Source organism: Pseudomonas sp. DWP3-1-3b3, from assembly GCF_049896305.1.
Taxonomy (GTDB): Bacteria; Pseudomonadota; Gammaproteobacteria; order Pseudomonadales; family Pseudomonadaceae; genus Aquipseudomonas; species Aquipseudomonas azotoformans_A.
The window spans coordinates 251,071-267,166 of record NZ_JAFCUA010000003.1 but is presented as its reverse complement, the minus strand read 5'-3'; the positions used below and the strand labels follow the sequence as shown (position 1 = coordinate 267,166).

Sequence of the window (16,096 nt, the reverse complement as noted above, 5' to 3'; positions counted from 1 at the left end):
CGGCCTTTATCGCCCAGCCTCGAGATTCATGATGCGCCGCCTGCTGTCCTGCCTGTTTCTGTGCCTGCTCCCCCTTATCGCCGACGCCATTGAACCGCCACGCCCGAAGATCGGCCTGGTGCTGTCCGGCGGCGCCGCCCGTGGGTTGGCACATATCGGTGTGCTCAAGGCGCTGGAAGAGCAAGGCATCCAGATCGATGCGATAGCCGGTACCAGCATGGGCGCGGTGATCGGCGGGCTGTACGCGTCGGGCTACAAGATCGACGAGTTGGAAAAACTGGCGCTGAGTATCGACTGGCAACAGGCACTGTCCGACGCACCGCCGCGGGAAGACGTGCCGTTCCGGCGCAAGCAGGATGACCGGGATTTCCTGGTCAAGCAGAAACTCAGCTTTCGCGACGACGGCAGCCTGGGCCTGCCACTGGGCGTGATCCAGGGCCAGAACCTGGCGCTGCTGCTGGAAAGCATGTTCGCCCATAGCAGCAACACGCGTAACTTCGACAAGCTGCCGATCCCCTTCCGCGCGGTGGCGACCGATATCACCACCGGCGAGAAAGTGGTATTCCGCAAGGGTCACCTGCCCCAGGTGATCCGCGCCAGCATGTCGATCCCGGCGGTGTTCGCGCCGGTTGAGCTGGATGGCCGACTGCTGGTGGACGGCGGCATGACCGATAACATCCCGCTGGATGTGGCGCGGGAAATGGGCGTGGATATCGCCATTGTCGTCGACATCGGCACCCCGCTGCGCTCGCGCAAGCAACTGGCGACTGTGGTGGACGTGCTCAACCAATCGATCACCCTGATGACCCGGCGCAACTCCGAAGAACAACTCAAGGACCTGCACCCCAAGGATGTGCTGATCCAGCCACCCCTCGCCGCCTATGGCGTGACCGACTTCGGCCGCGCCAAGGACATGATCGATGCCGGCTATCGCGCCACCCGCGCCCTCGATGCCCGGCTGGCCCACCTGCGCCCCGCCGAGCCGATCGACCCACAACTGGTGGCCGCCCGCACACCCGGCGAACGCACGCCGGTGATCACTGCCATCAACGTGGAGAACGACTCGAAAGTCAGCGACGACGTGATCCGCTACTACATCCGCCAACCCTTGGGCGAGCCGCTCAACCTGGGGCGCCTGCAAACCGACATGGGCACCTTGTACGGCCTGGATTACTTCGAGCAGGTGCAATACCGCGTGGTGAAAAAGGGCCAGGACAACACCCTGGTGATCAGCGCGCGCGGCAAACGCAGCGGCACCGACTACCTGCGCCTGGGCTTGAACCTGTCGGATGACATGCGCGGCGACAGCGCGTTCAACCTCGGCGCCAGCTACCGCATGAACGGCATCAACCGCCTCGGCGCCGAATGGCTGACGCGGGTGCAGATTGGGGATCGACAAGAGCTGTACAGTGAGTTCTACCAGCCAATGGACACGGGTTCGCGTTACTTTGTCGCGCCGTACATCAGCGCCCAGGCCCAGAACGTCGAGCTGATCCTGGACAACGACCCCATCTCCGAATATCGCCTGGAACGCTACGGTTTCGGCTTGAACGTCGGACGGCAGATCGGCAACAGCGGCGAAATCCGCTTCGGCGTCGGCGAAGCCTGGGGCAAGGCGGACGTGCGCATCGGCGACCGGGATCTGCCCAGCGTGAGTTTCAGCGAAGGCTTCTATGAACTGAAGTACTCCTTCGACTCCCTGGACAACGTGTACTTCCCCCATACCGGCGAAGACATCGGCCTGGCCTACCGCGAATTCGAACCGGGACTGGGCTCGGACCAGCGTTACCGCCAGTGGGAGTTCAAGCTCGACAAGGCCATGAGCCACGGCCCGGACACCCTGGTGCTGGGCGGGCGTTACGGGCGCACCCTGGATGATTCGGACGTGGTGATTTCCAGCTTCCTGCTGGGTGGTGCGCGGCAGCTGTCGGGCTTCCGCCAGGATGCAATCTCGGGGCAGAACATCAGCCTGATGCGCGCGGTGTACTACCGCAGGCTCACACCGCGTTCGTACCTGCCGCTGGATTTCCCGCTGTACCTGGGCGCGTCACTGGAACGCGGCCGCGCGTGGAACAACGACAATGAGTTCGACAGTGGGTATATCAACGCGGCGAGTATTTTCCTGGGGTTTGATACACCGTTGGGGCCGCTGAACTTCAGCTATGGGTTCAATGATGATAATCAGAAGGCGGTGTATCTGAACCTGGGGCAGACGTTCTAAAAAGGTCGTTCGCAAAACTAATGTGGGAGCTGGCTTGCCTGCGATGCAGGCACCTCGATTTTTTCAGATGCTCCGAGGTGATGCTATCGCAGGCAAGCCAGCTCCCACATTTTCGACCTGCAGCGTATGCAAGGTCAGGATTTTTCCAAGTTAGCCAGGATGTGTGCATGCACACGCATGCACACGCTCAAGTCGGCTTCGTCCACGCCTACAAACAGCTCATGGCGCAGGGCGGTGGCTATGGTTTCGATCTGTTCGATCAACGGGCGGGCGGTGTCACACAACAAGATGCGCTTGGCACGACGGTCTTCTACCACGGCCTGGCGTTGCACCAGGCCCTGGCCTTCCAGGCTGTCCAGCAGCCGGGCCAATGTCGGCCCTTCTACACCCACACTCTGCGCGAGCTCACGCTGGGTGGGGGCCTCTTCAAAACGGGCCAGGTGCAGCAGCACCAGCCAGCGTGCCTGTGACAGGCCAAGCCCAGCCAGACGGCGATCCAGCTCGGCGCGCCAACCACGGGACATTTGCGCCAATTGCATGCCAAATCGGTGTTGATCGGTTAACGGCATAAAAAACTCATGTTTTAGACTGAAAATAAAGTGTGGCTAATTATTAGTCAGCTAAGCATGAGCTTTGCCCGTAGGCAAGAGTTGCTATGTACTGATTCGTTACATTGTCGTAATTGGCGCACTAAATTTCGAATTCAGACTGCAAAGCCGCCCGCACGCAGTACAAAACACCTTCAGGAACGCGCCCGGTGAACAGCGGGGCAATCTCCGCCACAGGTGGCAATTCGCCCTCTCCGTCCAAGAATGCATCCTGGATTTCGCCGAGCAGATCCTCGGGTAAATCAAGGGCTTGCTCCAGCGATAACTGCTGCTTGCCGATGGATTCAGCGAGCAAGGTGTAGACGTTCTTTTCAGAGCATTGCAACTGGCCGGCGATCTGGATCGGAGTCATGCCGGCGCGTGCCAGGCTGATCAGTTCGTGGCGGATATCGGCGACTTCCTTCGGCGCTTCGGCCTGGCCGCCGAGTACTTCAAGGAAGGCCTGACCGTAACGCTCCAGCTTGCGCTCGCCCACACCACTGACCCGCGCCATCTCGGCCATGCTGGTGGGTTGCTCGCGCAGCATCTCCAGCAGGGTGGAGTCGGGGAAAATAACGTACGGCGGCACGCTGTGTTCCTGCGCCAGTTTGCGGCGCAGGGTGCGCAAGGCTTCCCACTGCTCGCGTTCTTCGCCACGAACAAGCTGGCTGGCCTGGCTGGTGCTGGTCTTGGCGGTGGTCTGCGGCTTGAGGTCACGGCGCAGCTCCAGGCTGACCTCGCCCTTGAGCAACGGCCGGCAGCTGTCATTCAGGCGCAGGCCGCCATAGCCTTCGATGTCGATGTCCACCAGGCCGCGCGCCACCATCTGCCGGAACAGCGAGCGCCACTCGCCTTCGGCGCGGGCCTTGCCGACACCATAGACCGAGAGTTTTTCGTGGCCGAAGCTGCGCACCTTCTCGTTGTCCTTGCCCAGCAACACATCCACCAAGTGACCGACGCCATAACGCTGGCCGGTGCGATAGATGGCGGACAAACCCTGGCGCGCCGGCTCAGTGGCGTCCCAGGTCTGCACGCCGTCGACGCAGTTGTCGCAATGGCCGCACGGCTCGGGCATGTCTTCATCGAAATAGGCCAGCAAGGTCTGGCGACGGCAGCGGGTTTCTTCGCACAGCGAGAGCATGGCGTCGAGTTTGTGCTGCTCCAGGCGCTTGTGGCGCTCGTCACCTTCGGAGTTCTGCAGCATCTGCTTGAGCATCACCACGTCTTGCAGGCCGTAGACCATCCACGCATCCGCCGGCAAACCGTCACGGCCGGCGCGCCCGGTTTCCTGGTAGTAGGCCTCGAGGGATTTGGGCAGGTCCATGTGCGCAACGAAGCGCACGTTGGATTTGTCGATGCCCATGCCGAACGCGATAGTGGCCACCATGATCAGGCCTTCCTCGTTGAGGAAGCGCTTCTGGTGCGCTGAACGTGTTTCGTTGGGCAGCCCGGCGTGATACGGCAGCGCTGGGTAGCCTTGTTCACAGAGAAACGCGGCCACCTCATCAACCTTCTTGCGCGACAGGCAATACACGATGCCCGCATCGCTGCGCCGCTCGGAGAGGAACGCCAGCAGCTGTTTGCGCGGCTGCTCCTTGGGCACGATACGGTAGAAAATATTCGGTCGGTCAAAGCTCGAGAGGAAGCGCTCGGCGTTCTGCAGGTGCAGGCGCTCGACGATTTCTTCGCGGGTACGCTTGTCGGCGGTGGCGGTCAGGGCGATGCGCGGCACATCGGGGAACAGCTCAGCCAATTGGCCCAGCTGCAAATATTCGCGACGAAAGTCATGGCCCCATTGCGACACGCAGTGAGCTTCATCAATCGCGAACAGGGCGATTTCCAGGCTCTGCAAAAAAGCCAGCATGCGCGGCTGCACCAGACGCTCGGGGGCCAGGTACAGCATCTTCACTTCACCGCGCTTGATCCGTGCCGCCAGGTCGCGCTGCTGCTCGGCACTGAGGGTGGAGTTCAACGAAGCGGCGGCGACGCCGAGTTCTTCAAGGGTGGCCACCTGGTCGTCCATCAGGGCGATCAGCGGCGACACCACCACGGCCAGGCCATTGCGCAACAGCGCAGGCACCTGGAAGCACAACGATTTACCACCGCCAGTAGGCATCAGGACCAGTGCGTCACCGCCACTGGCCACGCGCTCAATGATCGCACCCTGGCGGCCACGAAAACTGTCGTAGCCGAAGATGTCCTTGAGGACGCGTTGTGCCTGCTCGAGCATGTAAAACTCCAAAATAGTGCCGAAATCCCTCTGTACAGGCTGGCCGAAAAAAACCGCTTTCACGGGAAATAATCCGTAAGCGAAGTTTTCGCGCACTGGCGCTTGGCCTGCAAGGGCATCACAAAACGCGGCAGTATACCCGAGCGCTACCCGGCAAAGGGCGCCACTGACGAACAGCGAGCGCTATCTAAAACCTGGCAAATATGCAGTGCGGCTGGCCTGGGCGCTCAAGAAAGCCTAGAATTCAGCATCGTTTATTCCCAAGGTAGTCCTTCAATGTCCTTCGCTGAGCAACTAACCCGCCTGCAAGCCTTCCTCGACGCCGATGAGCTGCATGACGAGGCGCTGGACTACGTGGCCGCCCACGGCTACCTGACCGCCCTGTCGATCTGCTCCGACGTCGTCCCCGACCGTGAATGGATCGATGCACTGTTCGCCGAAGAGCCGCACTACACCGACGCGGCCCAACGCGAAGAAATCGAATCCACCCTGCTGGCCCTCAAGGCCCACATCGGTCGCCAACTGGCTTCCGACGAAGAGTTCGAGCTGCCGTGCGAACTGGACTTGGGCGAAGAGCCGGATGACTCCGACCTGCGCGGCTGGTGCATCGGCTTCATGGAAGGCGTTTTCCTGCGCGAAGCCGCGTGGTTCGAAACCGCCGAGGAAGAAGTCAGCGAAATGCTGCTGCCGATCATGGTCGGTTCCGGTCTGTTCGACGACCAGCCTGAATTCGCCGACATCGCCGCCGACGCCAACCTGATGGACGACATGATCGTTCAGATCCCGGAAGCCCTGACCGCGCTGTACCTGCTGTGCAACGCACCTGACGAAAAACCGGCGATCCTCAAGCCACGTCACCACTGAGTCGCTTGCCCGTGACACCCATGGGCAATCGTCCTCTGCTCCTGCGCTACCTGCTGCTGGCCATCGGCTGGCTCAGTGTGGCGTTGGGGGTAATCGGAATTTTCCTGCCGGTATTGCCGACGACCCCCTTCCTGCTGCTCGCTGCCGCCTGCTTCGCCCGAAGCTCCCCGCGTTTCTACCATTGGCTGGTGCAACACCCACGCCTGGGACCGTGGATCCGTGATTACCTGGATGGCAATGGCATTCCTCTCAAAGCCAAGGTCTACGCCATCGGCTTGATGTGGCTGAGCATCGGCGTGTCCTGTTACCTGGTGCCACTGCCGTGGGCGCGGGGTTTCATGCTGACCAGTGCGGTGCTGGTGACTATTTACATTCTGCGCCAGAAAACCCTGCCACCCCGTTAGGCCGCGACATCACGTCGCGCTCAGACCTTGGTCGACACTGACTAACCCCAAGCATTCTGCGAGACTGTCCAACCGGGCCTGGAATGCCCGGGTGTTCTTATGCGCGGAGTTACCATGACGTTGTCCAGCGGGCTGATCGCCGCCGTTGCCCTGGCCTATATGGCCATTATGTTTGCCATCGCCTTCTACGGTGATCGCCGCCGTGCGCCGCTACCTCCGCGTATGCGTGCCTGGGTGTACAGCCTGTCGCTGGCCGTTTATTGCACCAGTTGGACATTCTTTGGTGCTGTAGGCCAGGCTGCCGAACAGTTGTGGGCGTTTTTACCGATCTACCTGGGACCGGTGTTGTTGCTGGTGTTGGCACCTTGGGTGCTGCAGAAGATGATCCTGATCAGCAAGCAGGAAAACATCACCTCCATCGCCGACTTTATTGCGGCACGCTACGGCAAATCCCAATCCCTGGCCGTGGTGGTTGCACTGATCTGCCTGGTCGGCGTGCTGCCTTATATCGCGCTGCAACTCAAAGGCATCGTGCTGGGCGTCAATCTGCTGATCGGCGCTGGCGCCGACACCACGGGCACCCGAGCTCAGGATACGGCGTTGATCGTGTCGCTGGTGCTGGCGCTGTTCACCATTGTGTTTGGTACGCGCAACCTCGATGCCACGGAACACCACCGGGGCATGGTGCTGGCGATTGCCTTCGAATCTCTGGTCAAACTGTTCGCGTTTCTGGCGGTCGGCGCGTTTGTGACCTACGGGCTGTACGACGGTTTCGGTGATCTGTTCAGCCAAGCCATGCTCGCGCCCCGCCTGGATGAATACTGGAAAGAGACCGTCAACTGGCCCTCCATGGTGGTGCAGACCGGCGTGGCCATGATGGCGATCATCTGCCTGCCCCGGCAGTTCCATGTCACGGTGGTAGAGAACATCGATCCCCAGGACCTGCGCCTGGCCAAGTGGGTGTTTCCTGCGTACCTGGTGCTGGCCGCATTGTTCGTGATTCCTATCGCCCTCGGCGGCAAGATGCTGCTGCCCAGCTCGGTGTTGCCGGACTCCTACGTGATCAGCCTGCCCATGGCCGAAGCCCATCCGGCACTGGCCGTGCTGGCCTTTATCGGCGGCGCGTCGGCGGCAACCGGCATGGTGATCGTGGCGAGCATCGCCCTGTCGACCATGGTCTCCAACGACATGCTGCTGCCCTGGCTGCTGCGTCGCTCCAGCGCCGAGCGGCCGTTCGAAGTGTTCCGCCACTGGATGCTCTCGGTACGCCGCGTAAGCATCGTGATCATTCTGTTGCTGGCCTACGTCAGCTATCGCCTATTGGGCTCCACCGCGAGCCTGGCGACCATCGGCCAGATCGCCTTTGCCGCCGTGACGCAACTGGCTCCCGCCATGCTCGGTGCGTTGTATTGGAAACAAGCCAACCGACGCGGGGTATTCGCCGGGCTGGCAGCCGGTACTTTCCTGTGGTTCTACACCTTGGTCCTACCGGTGACGGCGAAAAGCCTGGGCTGGTCCCTCAGCCTTTTCCCAGGCCTGACATGGATGCATTCCCACCCGCTAGGCCTGTCTGTCACCTCATTGACTTTGGGTACCGTGTTTTCCCTGGCCGGCAACTTCACGCTGTTTGTGTGGGTGTCGATGCTGTCGCGCACGCGGGTGTCCGAACACTGGCAAGCCGGGCGTTTTATCGGCCAGGAAATCAGCCAACGTGCCAGCGCCCGTTCGATGCTGTCGGTGCAGATCAGCGACTTGCTCAGCCTGGCAGCGCGCTTTGTCGGTGAAGAACGCGCCCAGCAGAGCTTTATCCGCTTCGCCTATCGCCAGGGCAAAGGCTTCAACCCCAACCAGAATGCCGACAACGATTGGATCGCCCACACCGAGCGATTATTGGCCGGCGTACTGGGCGCCTCTTCGACACGTGCAGTGGTAAAAGCCGCCATCGAAGGTCGGGAAATGCAGTTGGAGGATGTAGTCCGCATCGCTGACGAAGCGTCGGAGGTGCTGCAGTTCAACCGCGCATTGCTGCAAGGGGCCATCGAGAACATCACCCAGGGCATCAGCGTGGTCGACCAGTCCCTCAAGCTGGTGGCCTGGAACCGTCGCTATCTGGAGCTGTTCAACTACCCGGACGGTCTGATCAGTGTTGGCCGCCCGATTGCTGACATCATCCGCTACAACGCCGAACGCGGGCTGTGCGGGCCGGGCGAGGCCGAAGTGCACGTGGCGCGACGCCTGCACTGGATGCGCCAAGGCCGTGCACACACATCCGAACGTTTATTCCCCAATGGGCGGGTGATCGAGCTGATCGGCAACCCGATGCCGGGCGGCGGTTTTGTCATGAGTTTCACTGACATTACCGCATTCCGTGAAGCCGAGCAGGCGCTCACCGAGGCCAACGAAGGCCTGGAACAACGGGTGACCGAGCGCACCCATGAACTGTCCCAACTCAATGTGGCACTCACCGACGCCAAGGGCGTGGCCGAATCCGCCAGCCAGTCGAAGACCCGCTTCCTGGCGGCGGTCAGCCATGACTTGATGCAACCATTGAATGCCGCACGCCTGTTTTCCGCCGCCCTCTCCCACCAGAACGACGGCCTCTCCACCGAAGCCCGGCAACTGGTGCAACACCTGGACAGCTCGTTGCGTTCTGCCGAAGACCTGATCAGCGACCTGCTGGATATCTCGCGCCTGGAAAACGGCAAGATCAATCCGCAGCGCCAGCCCTTTGCACTCAACGAACTGTTCGACACGTTGGGCGCAGAGTTCAAGGCGCTGGCCAACGAGCAAGGTTTGCGTTTCCGCCTGCGCGGCAGTCGCTTGCGCGTCGACAGCGATATCAAGTTGCTGCGGCGCATCCTGCAGAATTTTCTCACCAACGCATTCCGTTATGCCGACGGCCCGGTGCTGCTCGGCGTACGCCGACGCAAGGGCGAGCTGTGCCTGGAAGTGTGGGACCGTGGCCCCGGTATCCCGCTGGATAAACAGAAGGTGATCTTCGAAGAGTTCAAGCGCCTGGACAGCCACCAGACCCGCGCGGAGAAAGGCTTGGGACTGGGCCTGGCAATCGCCGATGGCTTGTGCCGCGTACTCGGCCATCGGTTGAGCGTACGCTCGTGGCCAGGCAAAGGCAGCGTATTCAGCGTGCGCGTGCCGTTGGCACGCAACCAGGCCAGCCCGCAGGTCAAGACGCCACAGGAAACCGGCCTGCCGTTGAGCGGCGCACAGGTGCTGTGTGTGGATAACGAAGAGAGCATCCTGATCGGCATGCGCAGCCTGTTGACCCGCTGGGGCTGCGAGGTGTGGACCGCCACCGACCAGGCGCAATGCGCGGCGTTGCTTGCCGACGGCGTGCGTCCGCAGTTGGCCCTGGTGGATTATCACCTGGACCATGGCGAAACCGGGACTGAGCTGATGGGGTGGCTGCGCGCACAATTGGCCGAGCCGATTCCCGGCGTGGTGATCAGCGCCGACGGCCGCCCGGAGATGGTGGCCGAAGTGCATGCGGCGGGGTTGGATTACCTGGCCAAGCCGGTGAAGCCAGCGGCGTTGCGGGCATTGTTAAGCCGACATCTTCCCTTGTAACTCAGTTACTCGGGTAGGTGCGCGACACCGTCTGAATCCGTCATCGCCCGCTCGAGCAGATCCGCCGGCAGGCTTTTACTCGCCCGCGCCCCCAGTAACCTCAATTGCTCGGTGCGGCTGACCAGATTTCCGCGTCCATCTGTCAGCTTGTTTCGCGCCGCACTGTAAGCCTTATCTAACTGCTGCAAACGGTTACCCACTTCATCCAGGTCCTGGATAAACAGCACGAACTTGTCGTACAGCCAACCGGCGCGCTCGGCGATTTCCCGAGCATTCTGGCTCTGGCGTTCCTGTTTCCACAGGCTGTCGATCACGCGCAGAGTCGCGAGCAAGGTGGTTGGGCTGACAATCACGATATGACGGTCGAACGCTTCCTGGAACAGGTTGGGCTCAGCCTGCAACGCAGCGGAAAATGCCGCTTCGATCGGCACGAACAGCAACACGAAATCCAGGCTGTGCAGGCCTTCCAGGCGTTTGTAATCCTTGCCGGCCAAGCCTTTGACATGGTTGCGCAGCGACAGTACGTGCTGTTTCAGGGCCGCCTGGCCGATCACTTCATCGTCTGCCGCCACATACTGTTGATAAGCGGTAAGGCTGACCTTGGAGTCCACCACCACCTGCTTGTCGCCGGGCAACATGATCAGCACGTCGGGCTGGAAACGCTCGCCATCCGGGCCTTTGAGGCTGACTTGAGTCTGGTACTCACGGCCCTTCTCCAGCCCGGCATGCTCCAGCACCCGCTCAAGGATCAGCTCACCCCAGTTGCCTTGGGTTTTCTGGCCCTTGAGCGCGCGGGTCAGGTTGGTGGCTTCGTCCGACAGACGCAGGTTCAACTGCTGTAGGCGCTCCAGCTCCTTGGCCAGAGAAAAACGCTCACGCGCCTCGTTCTGATAGCTTTCTTCCACGCGTTTTTCGAAGGACTGGATGCGCTCTTTCAGCGGGTCGAGCAATTGACCCAGGCGCTCCTGGCTGGTTTCGGCGAAGCGCTGTTCACGCTCGTCGAAGATCTTGCCGGCCAACTCGGCGAACTGCGCACGCAGTTCATCACGCGAGCCTTGCAGGTCGGTGAGGCGTTGTTGATGACTGTCCTGTTGTTCACGCAGTTCGGCGCGCAGAGCGGCCGACAAGGCATCGAGGCGGCGTAGCTCGACTTCCTTGGCGCTGCGGTCGAGGTTCCAGGCATGGGCGGCGTCGCGGGCATTGTCGCGGTCGATCTGCAGCAACTCGACTTCGCGACGCACAGCGGCCAGGTCAGCTTGCTTGGCGGCGTTGGCCTGGCTCAAGTCGCTGATCTCGTCGCGGCTGGCATCCAACTGAGCGGCCAGACCTTCCTGGGCCAGCTGTGCAGTGGCCAGGCGCTCTTCGAGCAGTTCCCAGCCGGTCATGCGTGCGCTCAGGCGTCGCTGGAGCTGCCAGCACACGGCCAGTAACGGCACGGCAGCGCCGGCCAGGCCCAAGGCAATACTGGTCCAGTCAAAAACCATAGACATGTCTGCCATCACCGAAAAAAACCAAGGTTAGCGGAGCACAGGGCCTGAGGACAGCTCAGTCTTCGACCTGGCCCAATTCGCGCTGGGCGCGGCGGTCACCGGCGCGGGCGGCCAGGCGTAGCAGGTCGTGGCCGATGCGGCGGTCGCGGGCATTCCCGCATTCGCGGCACATCAGTTGGCCCAGGCGGCTTTGCGCGGCAACCACACCTTCACGGGCCGGCTGCTTGAGCAAACGCCCGGCGAAGTGCTTTACATTGGTGTTGTGACCCAGGCGCGGACTGTCGAGCAACCACAAGGCAACTTTCAACGAGAAGCGCTTGGGGACGGTAACAGTTTGAGGGGTGTCGGTAACAGAAGGTGATACTGAGCGAAACTTCATAAAGCACTGTGGGACAGAACGGAAGGCGCGCCACTCTACTCTTTTTTTCGTACAGGTAAAGCTGAAAAAACTCGGCACGCCCGTTCTAGAGCAAGCGCTCGGGACAATCCACAGAAGCTGTGGATAACTCAGTGGACAACCCCCCTTTAACTCGCGCAAAGCCCCATGGAATGGGGGCCGCAGTCAAACTGACGATTTTTTCACCAATAAAAAAAAGCCAGATTTTTCATTGACTTAAATTTCCATTACAGGCAAATGGCAGCCTCGCAGTGCAGTTGACAGCGCGGTTACACACGACGCAACTAATGTGCACAAGTACCCATTCGATGGTTATATCCCCGGCTTTTTTTGAAGCGACGCGCTGAAAAAATGTTACCGCGAGGGCAAAGCGGGGACTTTTCAAATCTTTCCCGGCTCGCCACACTCCCCCACCTACATCGCAACGGTGGGTGGGTTGATGAAAGGGATTCTGTTATTCGCCGTGTTGCTGCTGGCCATCTGCGCCGTTTCCTTGGGGATCAATGCCGCACTGCCGTCACCGGATGGGGCGCTGTTCGCCATCGCGATCCTGCTGTCGGCGGCGTTCACGGCCGTGAGCCTGTGCATCGAACTGGGTGAAGGCCGGATAAACGACATGGGCGACGTGATGAAGGTGGTAGAAACCGGTCAATCCCTACGCCTGACACTTGCCGCCTACGGGCTGGGCTGCTCCCTGGCGGCAGCGACCACCGTACTGGTCTATCGCGGCCTGTTGGGCGGCTGATGAAAGTTTTTCGGCTAAAACACTTCCCTTACCTGTTTCAATCCGTTACTATCCGCGGCGTTAGTACCAAGCTGAAAGTCAATTCTGGTCGAAAAACTCCCCTGTCCAACACGGGATCGACCACCTCGATGGTTTCCAGGTATCACTTGCGACGACACGGCCTTTGAACAAGCAAAGGGTGTCGCTAAGTTTCCATACTCTGACCGAACCAACCTGCAAATTGATCAGGATCTTCACCCCGGGCCCAGAACCTTTGCCCCTGTTGTGTTGCCTGCCCTCCTAAGTACCTACCTGCCAGCCCAAGCGCGCCTGAACTAATAGCGCTTCAAACTGGCTGCGTTGTTCCAGTCGGGTTCTTCGTTTGATCAATAGTGATCAACGTCACTGGAACGTTTTAATACGGCACGGTTCTTATCCGTGTCATTTGTAGGAACACCAATAATTATGAACGCTCAAATCCATACTCAGGATGCCATTCGCACCCTCACCAACGCTTTTGCTCCAATGAACTGCCTGATCATGGCCACTCGCAAAGGCTGCTTCAGCTTCACCCTGGTCAACGAACACGGCATCGCTCGTCACAGCGAACGCCTGTACCCCGATCAATACTCCAGCGCAGAACCGCTGCAGGCCGTGATCGAGCGTACCCGTCAGGCACTGACTGCCTGATCGACCCGAGTCGCTGAAACACAAAAACCCTGCTTAAAAAGCAGGGTTTTTTATTGCCCGGAATTTGCCTATTGAGCTTTTGCACTAAGTTCGAATAGATATAAACATTATAACTAAATGAAGAAGATGTTTTAAAAACAGTCCTTTACATCACAAATATGACACTACACTTCAACTCAAGCGGCATGATCCGCTTCCGGCGAGCCTGAGATCCGATCCACTGCTGCCAAGCCCCCACCTTCTCAGGCTTCGTCGACCACTTTCACGGATTGAGGCGTGTATGGGTATCGCTGCCAGCGAATTGTGTCGTTATGTGATCCGGCCGACCTTGATGTACCTCGGCCGCCATAACCCGACGGCCGAGTCCTTGCTGCTGGGCATTGCCGCCAGCCAGTCGGAACTCGGTTCCGCGCTGCACGACCGCCGTGGGCATGGCCTGTACAGCATCACCGAACCACGCCACCGCGCCTTGTGGGATAACTACCTGGCGCTGGACCCCGAGCGCGCCAGCCTGGTACGCGGGCTCGCGAGCCAGCACGCGTTCCTCAGCGCCCCGCAATTGGAGCTCACCGTCAACCTGCGTTACGCCACCGCCATTGCCTGGTTGCTGGTCGAACAACACACCCCCGCACTGCCTCCGCCCGGTGACGTACTGGCCATGGCGCGTATCTGGAAAGAAATTTTTCATCCACAAGGAAGGCTGCGCGATTTCACTCAAGCCTGGCAAACCTGTGTTTCACCCATGAATCAGGTGGTTTGCTGACCGGGCAATTTGCAAGATTCGCCAAAAACCCTGGAATTTGGTCGGATTGTCCTACAAAACCGCTCTATCTCCTACATTACAGCCTATAGCGCGATCTTAAAATTATTGTTACTTTCCGCAGCGGTGATCACCACGGAGTTCTAATAATGAAAAAAGTAATGCTCAAGACCACACTTAGCCTCGCCGTTGCCATGGCATCCTCCCACCTGTTCGCAAGCGGTTTCGCACTGAACGAACAGAGCGTCAGCGGGATGGGTACGGGTTTCGCAGGTCGCTCTTCTTCTGCCGATGATGCAAGCACTGTTTACGGTAACCCTGCCGGTATGTCTCGCCTGAGTGGCCAGCAAATCACCGGTGGTGTCGCTGCGATTGATGCTTCGACCGATATCAAAGATGCAAGCGGCCGCCCAAGCGGCTCCAACAAAGGTGACATGGTTCCGTTCACCGCGGTGCCATTTGGTTTCTACACCAACAAACTCAATGACCAGTGGGCTATCGGCTTCGGCGTTTATGCTCCGTTCGGCCTGGTGACCGACTACGAAAGCGGCTTCCAGGGCCGTGGGTTCGGCAGCAAGAGCGAAGTGAAGGTCATGACCTTCCAGCCAACTGTCAGCTATGCGTTCAACGACCGGGTATCCATTGGCTTTGGTCCGACGATCAACCGTATTTCCGGTGTGCTCGAGTCGGATAAAACACTGGTGATTGGCGCCCCGTTCGGCGACACCAACGTCAAGATCAAGGGTGACGATACTGCGCTGGGCTTCAATTTTGGCGTATTGGTCCAAGCGACCGACACCACCCGCGTCGGCCTGACCTACCACTCGAAGGTCAAGTACAAGCTGGAAGGACACACTACCGTCAGCGGCCCGGCCCAAACTCAAACGGCCCTGCGTAACAACCGTTACGATGCCTCCTTGAAAATCGACACCCCAGAATCCTATGACCTGTCGGTGACGCAAGACCTGACTGACGCATGGAAACTGTACGGCGGTGCGACCTGGACACGCTGGAGCCGCCTGAAAGAAATCACCGTCAAAAACGAAGGCGTGACTGCCGTAAACGGTGGTGGCTTGGCCCCAAGCCGAATCAGCAACATCACCGAAGAGCAAAACTGGCATGACACCTGGGCTTACGCCGTGGGTACTTCGTACCAGTTGACCAAGCAGGTAGTGCTGCGTACCGGCCTGACCTTCGACCAGTCGCCAACCAACAACAAAGATCGCTCGCCCCGTATTCCTACCGGCGACCGTACGATCTTCAGCGTGGGTCTTGGCTACAAAGTGATGGATAACATGACCGTCGACCTGGCTTACTCCTACCTCAAGGAAGAAGACATCAAGGTCAACAACACCTCCCTTCCGTCGAACTACCAAGCCAAATACCAAAACAGCGCCAACGGTTTCGGCCTGGGCATGACTTACACCTTCTGATCCAGACCGGTGTAAAAAAGCCCCGCTCTCCTGCAAAGGAGGCGGGGCTTTTTAATGGCGGGCGATCAAGGCTTGGACGCTATCGCCTCCTCCACTGCCTTGATGATGTCCGGACTGTCCGGCTTGGTAAGGCTGGAAAAATTGGCAATCACCTTGCCCTGCCGATCCACCACGTACTTGTAGAAATTCCACTTCGGCGGCGCGTCGGTCTGCTGCGCCAACACCTTGAACAGGTGTACCGCATCCGGCCCTTTGACCTTCTGAGGCTCGGTCATGGTGAAGGTCACGCCGTAATTCACGTAGCAGACCTTGGCAGTTTCTTCGCCGGTCTTGGCTTCCTGCTTGAAGTCATCTGACGGCACGCCGATCACTTCCAGCCCTTCGCCCTTGTAGCGCTGGTACAAGGCTTCGAGGCTTTTGAATTGTGGGGCGAACCCGCAAAAGCTGGCCGTGTTGACGATAACCAGAGGCTTGCCTGCAAAGCGCTGGCACAGGTCGATGGATTCCTTGGCGCGCAGCTTCGGCAATTGGCCTTCCAACAGCGGCGGGCAACTGGCGGCCATGGCGGCAGTGCCAATGGCCATCAGGACGGGTACAGCGAGCCAGCGCATCTGCATGTCGTGTGTCCTTGAAATTATTCAGACCACGAACTTAACAGATCGACATGCCCAGTTGCATCAATGCCAGCCCGCCGTTTTGCCAGCCCCACCA

Annotated in this window: 13 protein-coding genes; 8 read left to right on the top strand and 5 right to left on the bottom strand. The window is 59.7% G+C overall.

From position 1 onward, the window contains the following. Nucleotides 1-31: 31 nt before the first annotated feature. Nucleotides 32-2,221, top strand: coding sequence for a patatin-like phospholipase family protein (locus ACP7BX_RS11220; protein ID WP_426126836.1), 2,190 nt, complete (start codon nt 32-34; stop codon nt 2,219-2,221). 134 nt (nt 2,222-2,355) lie between these two features. Here the strand turns inward: ACP7BX_RS11220 and ACP7BX_RS11215 are convergent, their stop codons facing one another. Further along, nucleotides 2,356-2,790, bottom strand: coding sequence for a MarR family transcriptional regulator (locus ACP7BX_RS11215; RefSeq protein ID WP_426126479.1), 435 nt, complete (start codon nt 2,788-2,790; stop codon nt 2,356-2,358). A gap of 121 nt (nt 2,791-2,911) precedes the next feature. Further along, nucleotides 2,912-5,038 carry a DNA helicase RecQ gene (recQ, locus tag ACP7BX_RS11210; protein ID WP_426126477.1) on the bottom strand — a complete coding sequence of 709 codons (2,127 nt, stop codon included), beginning with the start codon at nt 5,036-5,038 and terminating at the stop codon, nt 2,912-2,914. 276 nt (nt 5,039-5,314) lie between these two features. Between recQ and ACP7BX_RS11205 the strand changes: the two genes are divergently transcribed. From ACP7BX_RS11205 to ACP7BX_RS11195, 3 genes are all read left to right on the top strand, one after another. Then, complete coding sequence (locus ACP7BX_RS11205) at nt 5,315-5,902, top strand: YecA family protein (RefSeq protein WP_016976541.1); 588 nt, start codon at nt 5,315-5,317, stop codon at nt 5,900-5,902. 20 nt (nt 5,903-5,922) lie between these two features. Next, nucleotides 5,923-6,306, top strand: a complete 384-nt coding sequence (locus tag ACP7BX_RS11200) for a YbaN family protein (protein ID WP_038849156.1) — start codon at nt 5,923-5,925, stop codon at nt 6,304-6,306. 114 nt (nt 6,307-6,420) lie between these two features. After that, nucleotides 6,421-9,891 carry a hybrid sensor histidine kinase/response regulator gene (locus ACP7BX_RS11195; protein WP_426126475.1) on the top strand — a complete coding sequence of 1,157 codons (3,471 nt, stop codon included), beginning with the start codon at nt 6,421-6,423 and terminating at the stop codon, nt 9,889-9,891. 5 nt (nt 9,892-9,896) lie between these two features. Here ACP7BX_RS11195 and rmuC read toward each other — a convergent pair whose 3' ends face one another. Next, entirely contained in the window at nt 9,897-11,261 is a 1,365-nt protein-coding gene (rmuC, locus tag ACP7BX_RS11190) for a DNA recombination protein RmuC (protein ID WP_177112173.1), read from the bottom strand. Between the two features lie 175 nt (nt 11,262-11,436). After that, the gene (locus ACP7BX_RS11185; protein ID WP_101272361.1) at nt 11,437-11,760 is read right to left on the bottom strand and encodes a sel1 repeat family protein; all 324 of its coding nucleotides are present in this window, start codon (nt 11,758-11,760) and stop codon (nt 11,437-11,439) included. 457 nt (nt 11,761-12,217) lie between these two features. Here ACP7BX_RS11185 and ACP7BX_RS11180 point away from each other — a divergent pair, with 457 nt between their 5' ends. The 4 genes from ACP7BX_RS11180 to ACP7BX_RS11165 all read left to right on the top strand — a co-directional run bounded on the left by ACP7BX_RS11180 (nt 12,218) and on the right by ACP7BX_RS11165 (nt 15,385). After that, nucleotides 12,218-12,523: a hypothetical protein gene (locus ACP7BX_RS11180; RefSeq protein WP_028617356.1), complete on the top strand. Its 306-nt coding sequence runs from the start codon at nt 12,218-12,220 to the stop codon at nt 12,521-12,523. A 444-nt stretch (nt 12,524-12,967) separates the two neighbouring features. Continuing rightward, nucleotides 12,968-13,192, top strand: coding sequence for a hypothetical protein (locus tag ACP7BX_RS11175; RefSeq protein WP_426126473.1), 225 nt, complete (start codon nt 12,968-12,970; stop codon nt 13,190-13,192). Nucleotides 13,193-13,472: 280 nt separating this feature from the next. Beyond that, nucleotides 13,473-13,955, top strand: a complete 483-nt coding sequence (locus ACP7BX_RS11170) for a hypothetical protein (protein WP_033900718.1) — start codon at nt 13,473-13,475, stop codon at nt 13,953-13,955. A 146-nt stretch (nt 13,956-14,101) separates the two neighbouring features. After that, nucleotides 14,102-15,385: an OmpP1/FadL family transporter gene (locus ACP7BX_RS11165; protein WP_314529051.1), complete on the top strand. Its 1,284-nt coding sequence runs from the start codon at nt 14,102-14,104 to the stop codon at nt 15,383-15,385. Between the two features lie 65 nt (nt 15,386-15,450). Here ACP7BX_RS11165 and ACP7BX_RS11160 read toward each other — a convergent pair whose 3' ends face one another. After that, nucleotides 15,451-16,002 carry a glutathione peroxidase gene (locus tag ACP7BX_RS11160; RefSeq protein WP_426126470.1) on the bottom strand — a complete coding sequence of 184 codons (552 nt, stop codon included), beginning with the start codon at nt 16,000-16,002 and terminating at the stop codon, nt 15,451-15,453. Between the last annotated feature and the right edge of the window lie 94 nt (nt 16,003-16,096).

Excerpts from the sequence above, each read along its gene's own strand:
- ACP7BX_RS11175 (WP_426126473.1), top strand. The coding sequence starts at position 12,968 with ATGAACGCTCAAATCCATACTCAGGATGCCATTCGCACCCTCACCAAC.
- ACP7BX_RS11180 (WP_028617356.1), top strand. The coding sequence starts at position 12,218 with ATGAAAGGGATTCTGTTATTCGCCGTGTTGCTGCTGGCCATCTGCGCC.
- ACP7BX_RS11160 (WP_426126470.1), bottom strand. The coding sequence starts at position 16,002 with ATGCAGATGCGCTGGCTCGCTGTACCCGTCCTGATGGCCATTGGCACT.
- ACP7BX_RS11170 (WP_033900718.1), top strand. The coding sequence starts at position 13,473 with ATGGGTATCGCTGCCAGCGAATTGTGTCGTTATGTGATCCGGCCGACC.
- recQ (WP_426126477.1), bottom strand. The coding sequence starts at position 5,038 with ATGCTCGAGCAGGCACAACGCGTCCTCAAGGACATCTTCGGCTACGAC.
- ACP7BX_RS11185 (WP_101272361.1), bottom strand. The coding sequence starts at position 11,760 with ATGAAGTTTCGCTCAGTATCACCTTCTGTTACCGACACCCCTCAAACT.
- ACP7BX_RS11195 (WP_426126475.1), top strand. The coding sequence starts at position 6,421 with ATGACGTTGTCCAGCGGGCTGATCGCCGCCGTTGCCCTGGCCTATATG.
- ACP7BX_RS11205 (WP_016976541.1), top strand. The coding sequence starts at position 5,315 with ATGTCCTTCGCTGAGCAACTAACCCGCCTGCAAGCCTTCCTCGACGCC.
- ACP7BX_RS11200 (WP_038849156.1), top strand. The coding sequence starts at position 5,923 with ATGGGCAATCGTCCTCTGCTCCTGCGCTACCTGCTGCTGGCCATCGGC.
- ACP7BX_RS11215 (WP_426126479.1), bottom strand. The coding sequence starts at position 2,790 with ATGCCGTTAACCGATCAACACCGATTTGGCATGCAATTGGCGCAAATG.
- ACP7BX_RS11165 (WP_314529051.1), top strand. The coding sequence starts at position 14,102 with ATGAAAAAAGTAATGCTCAAGACCACACTTAGCCTCGCCGTTGCCATG.
- ACP7BX_RS11220 (WP_426126836.1), top strand. The coding sequence starts at position 32 with ATGCGCCGCCTGCTGTCCTGCCTGTTTCTGTGCCTGCTCCCCCTTATC.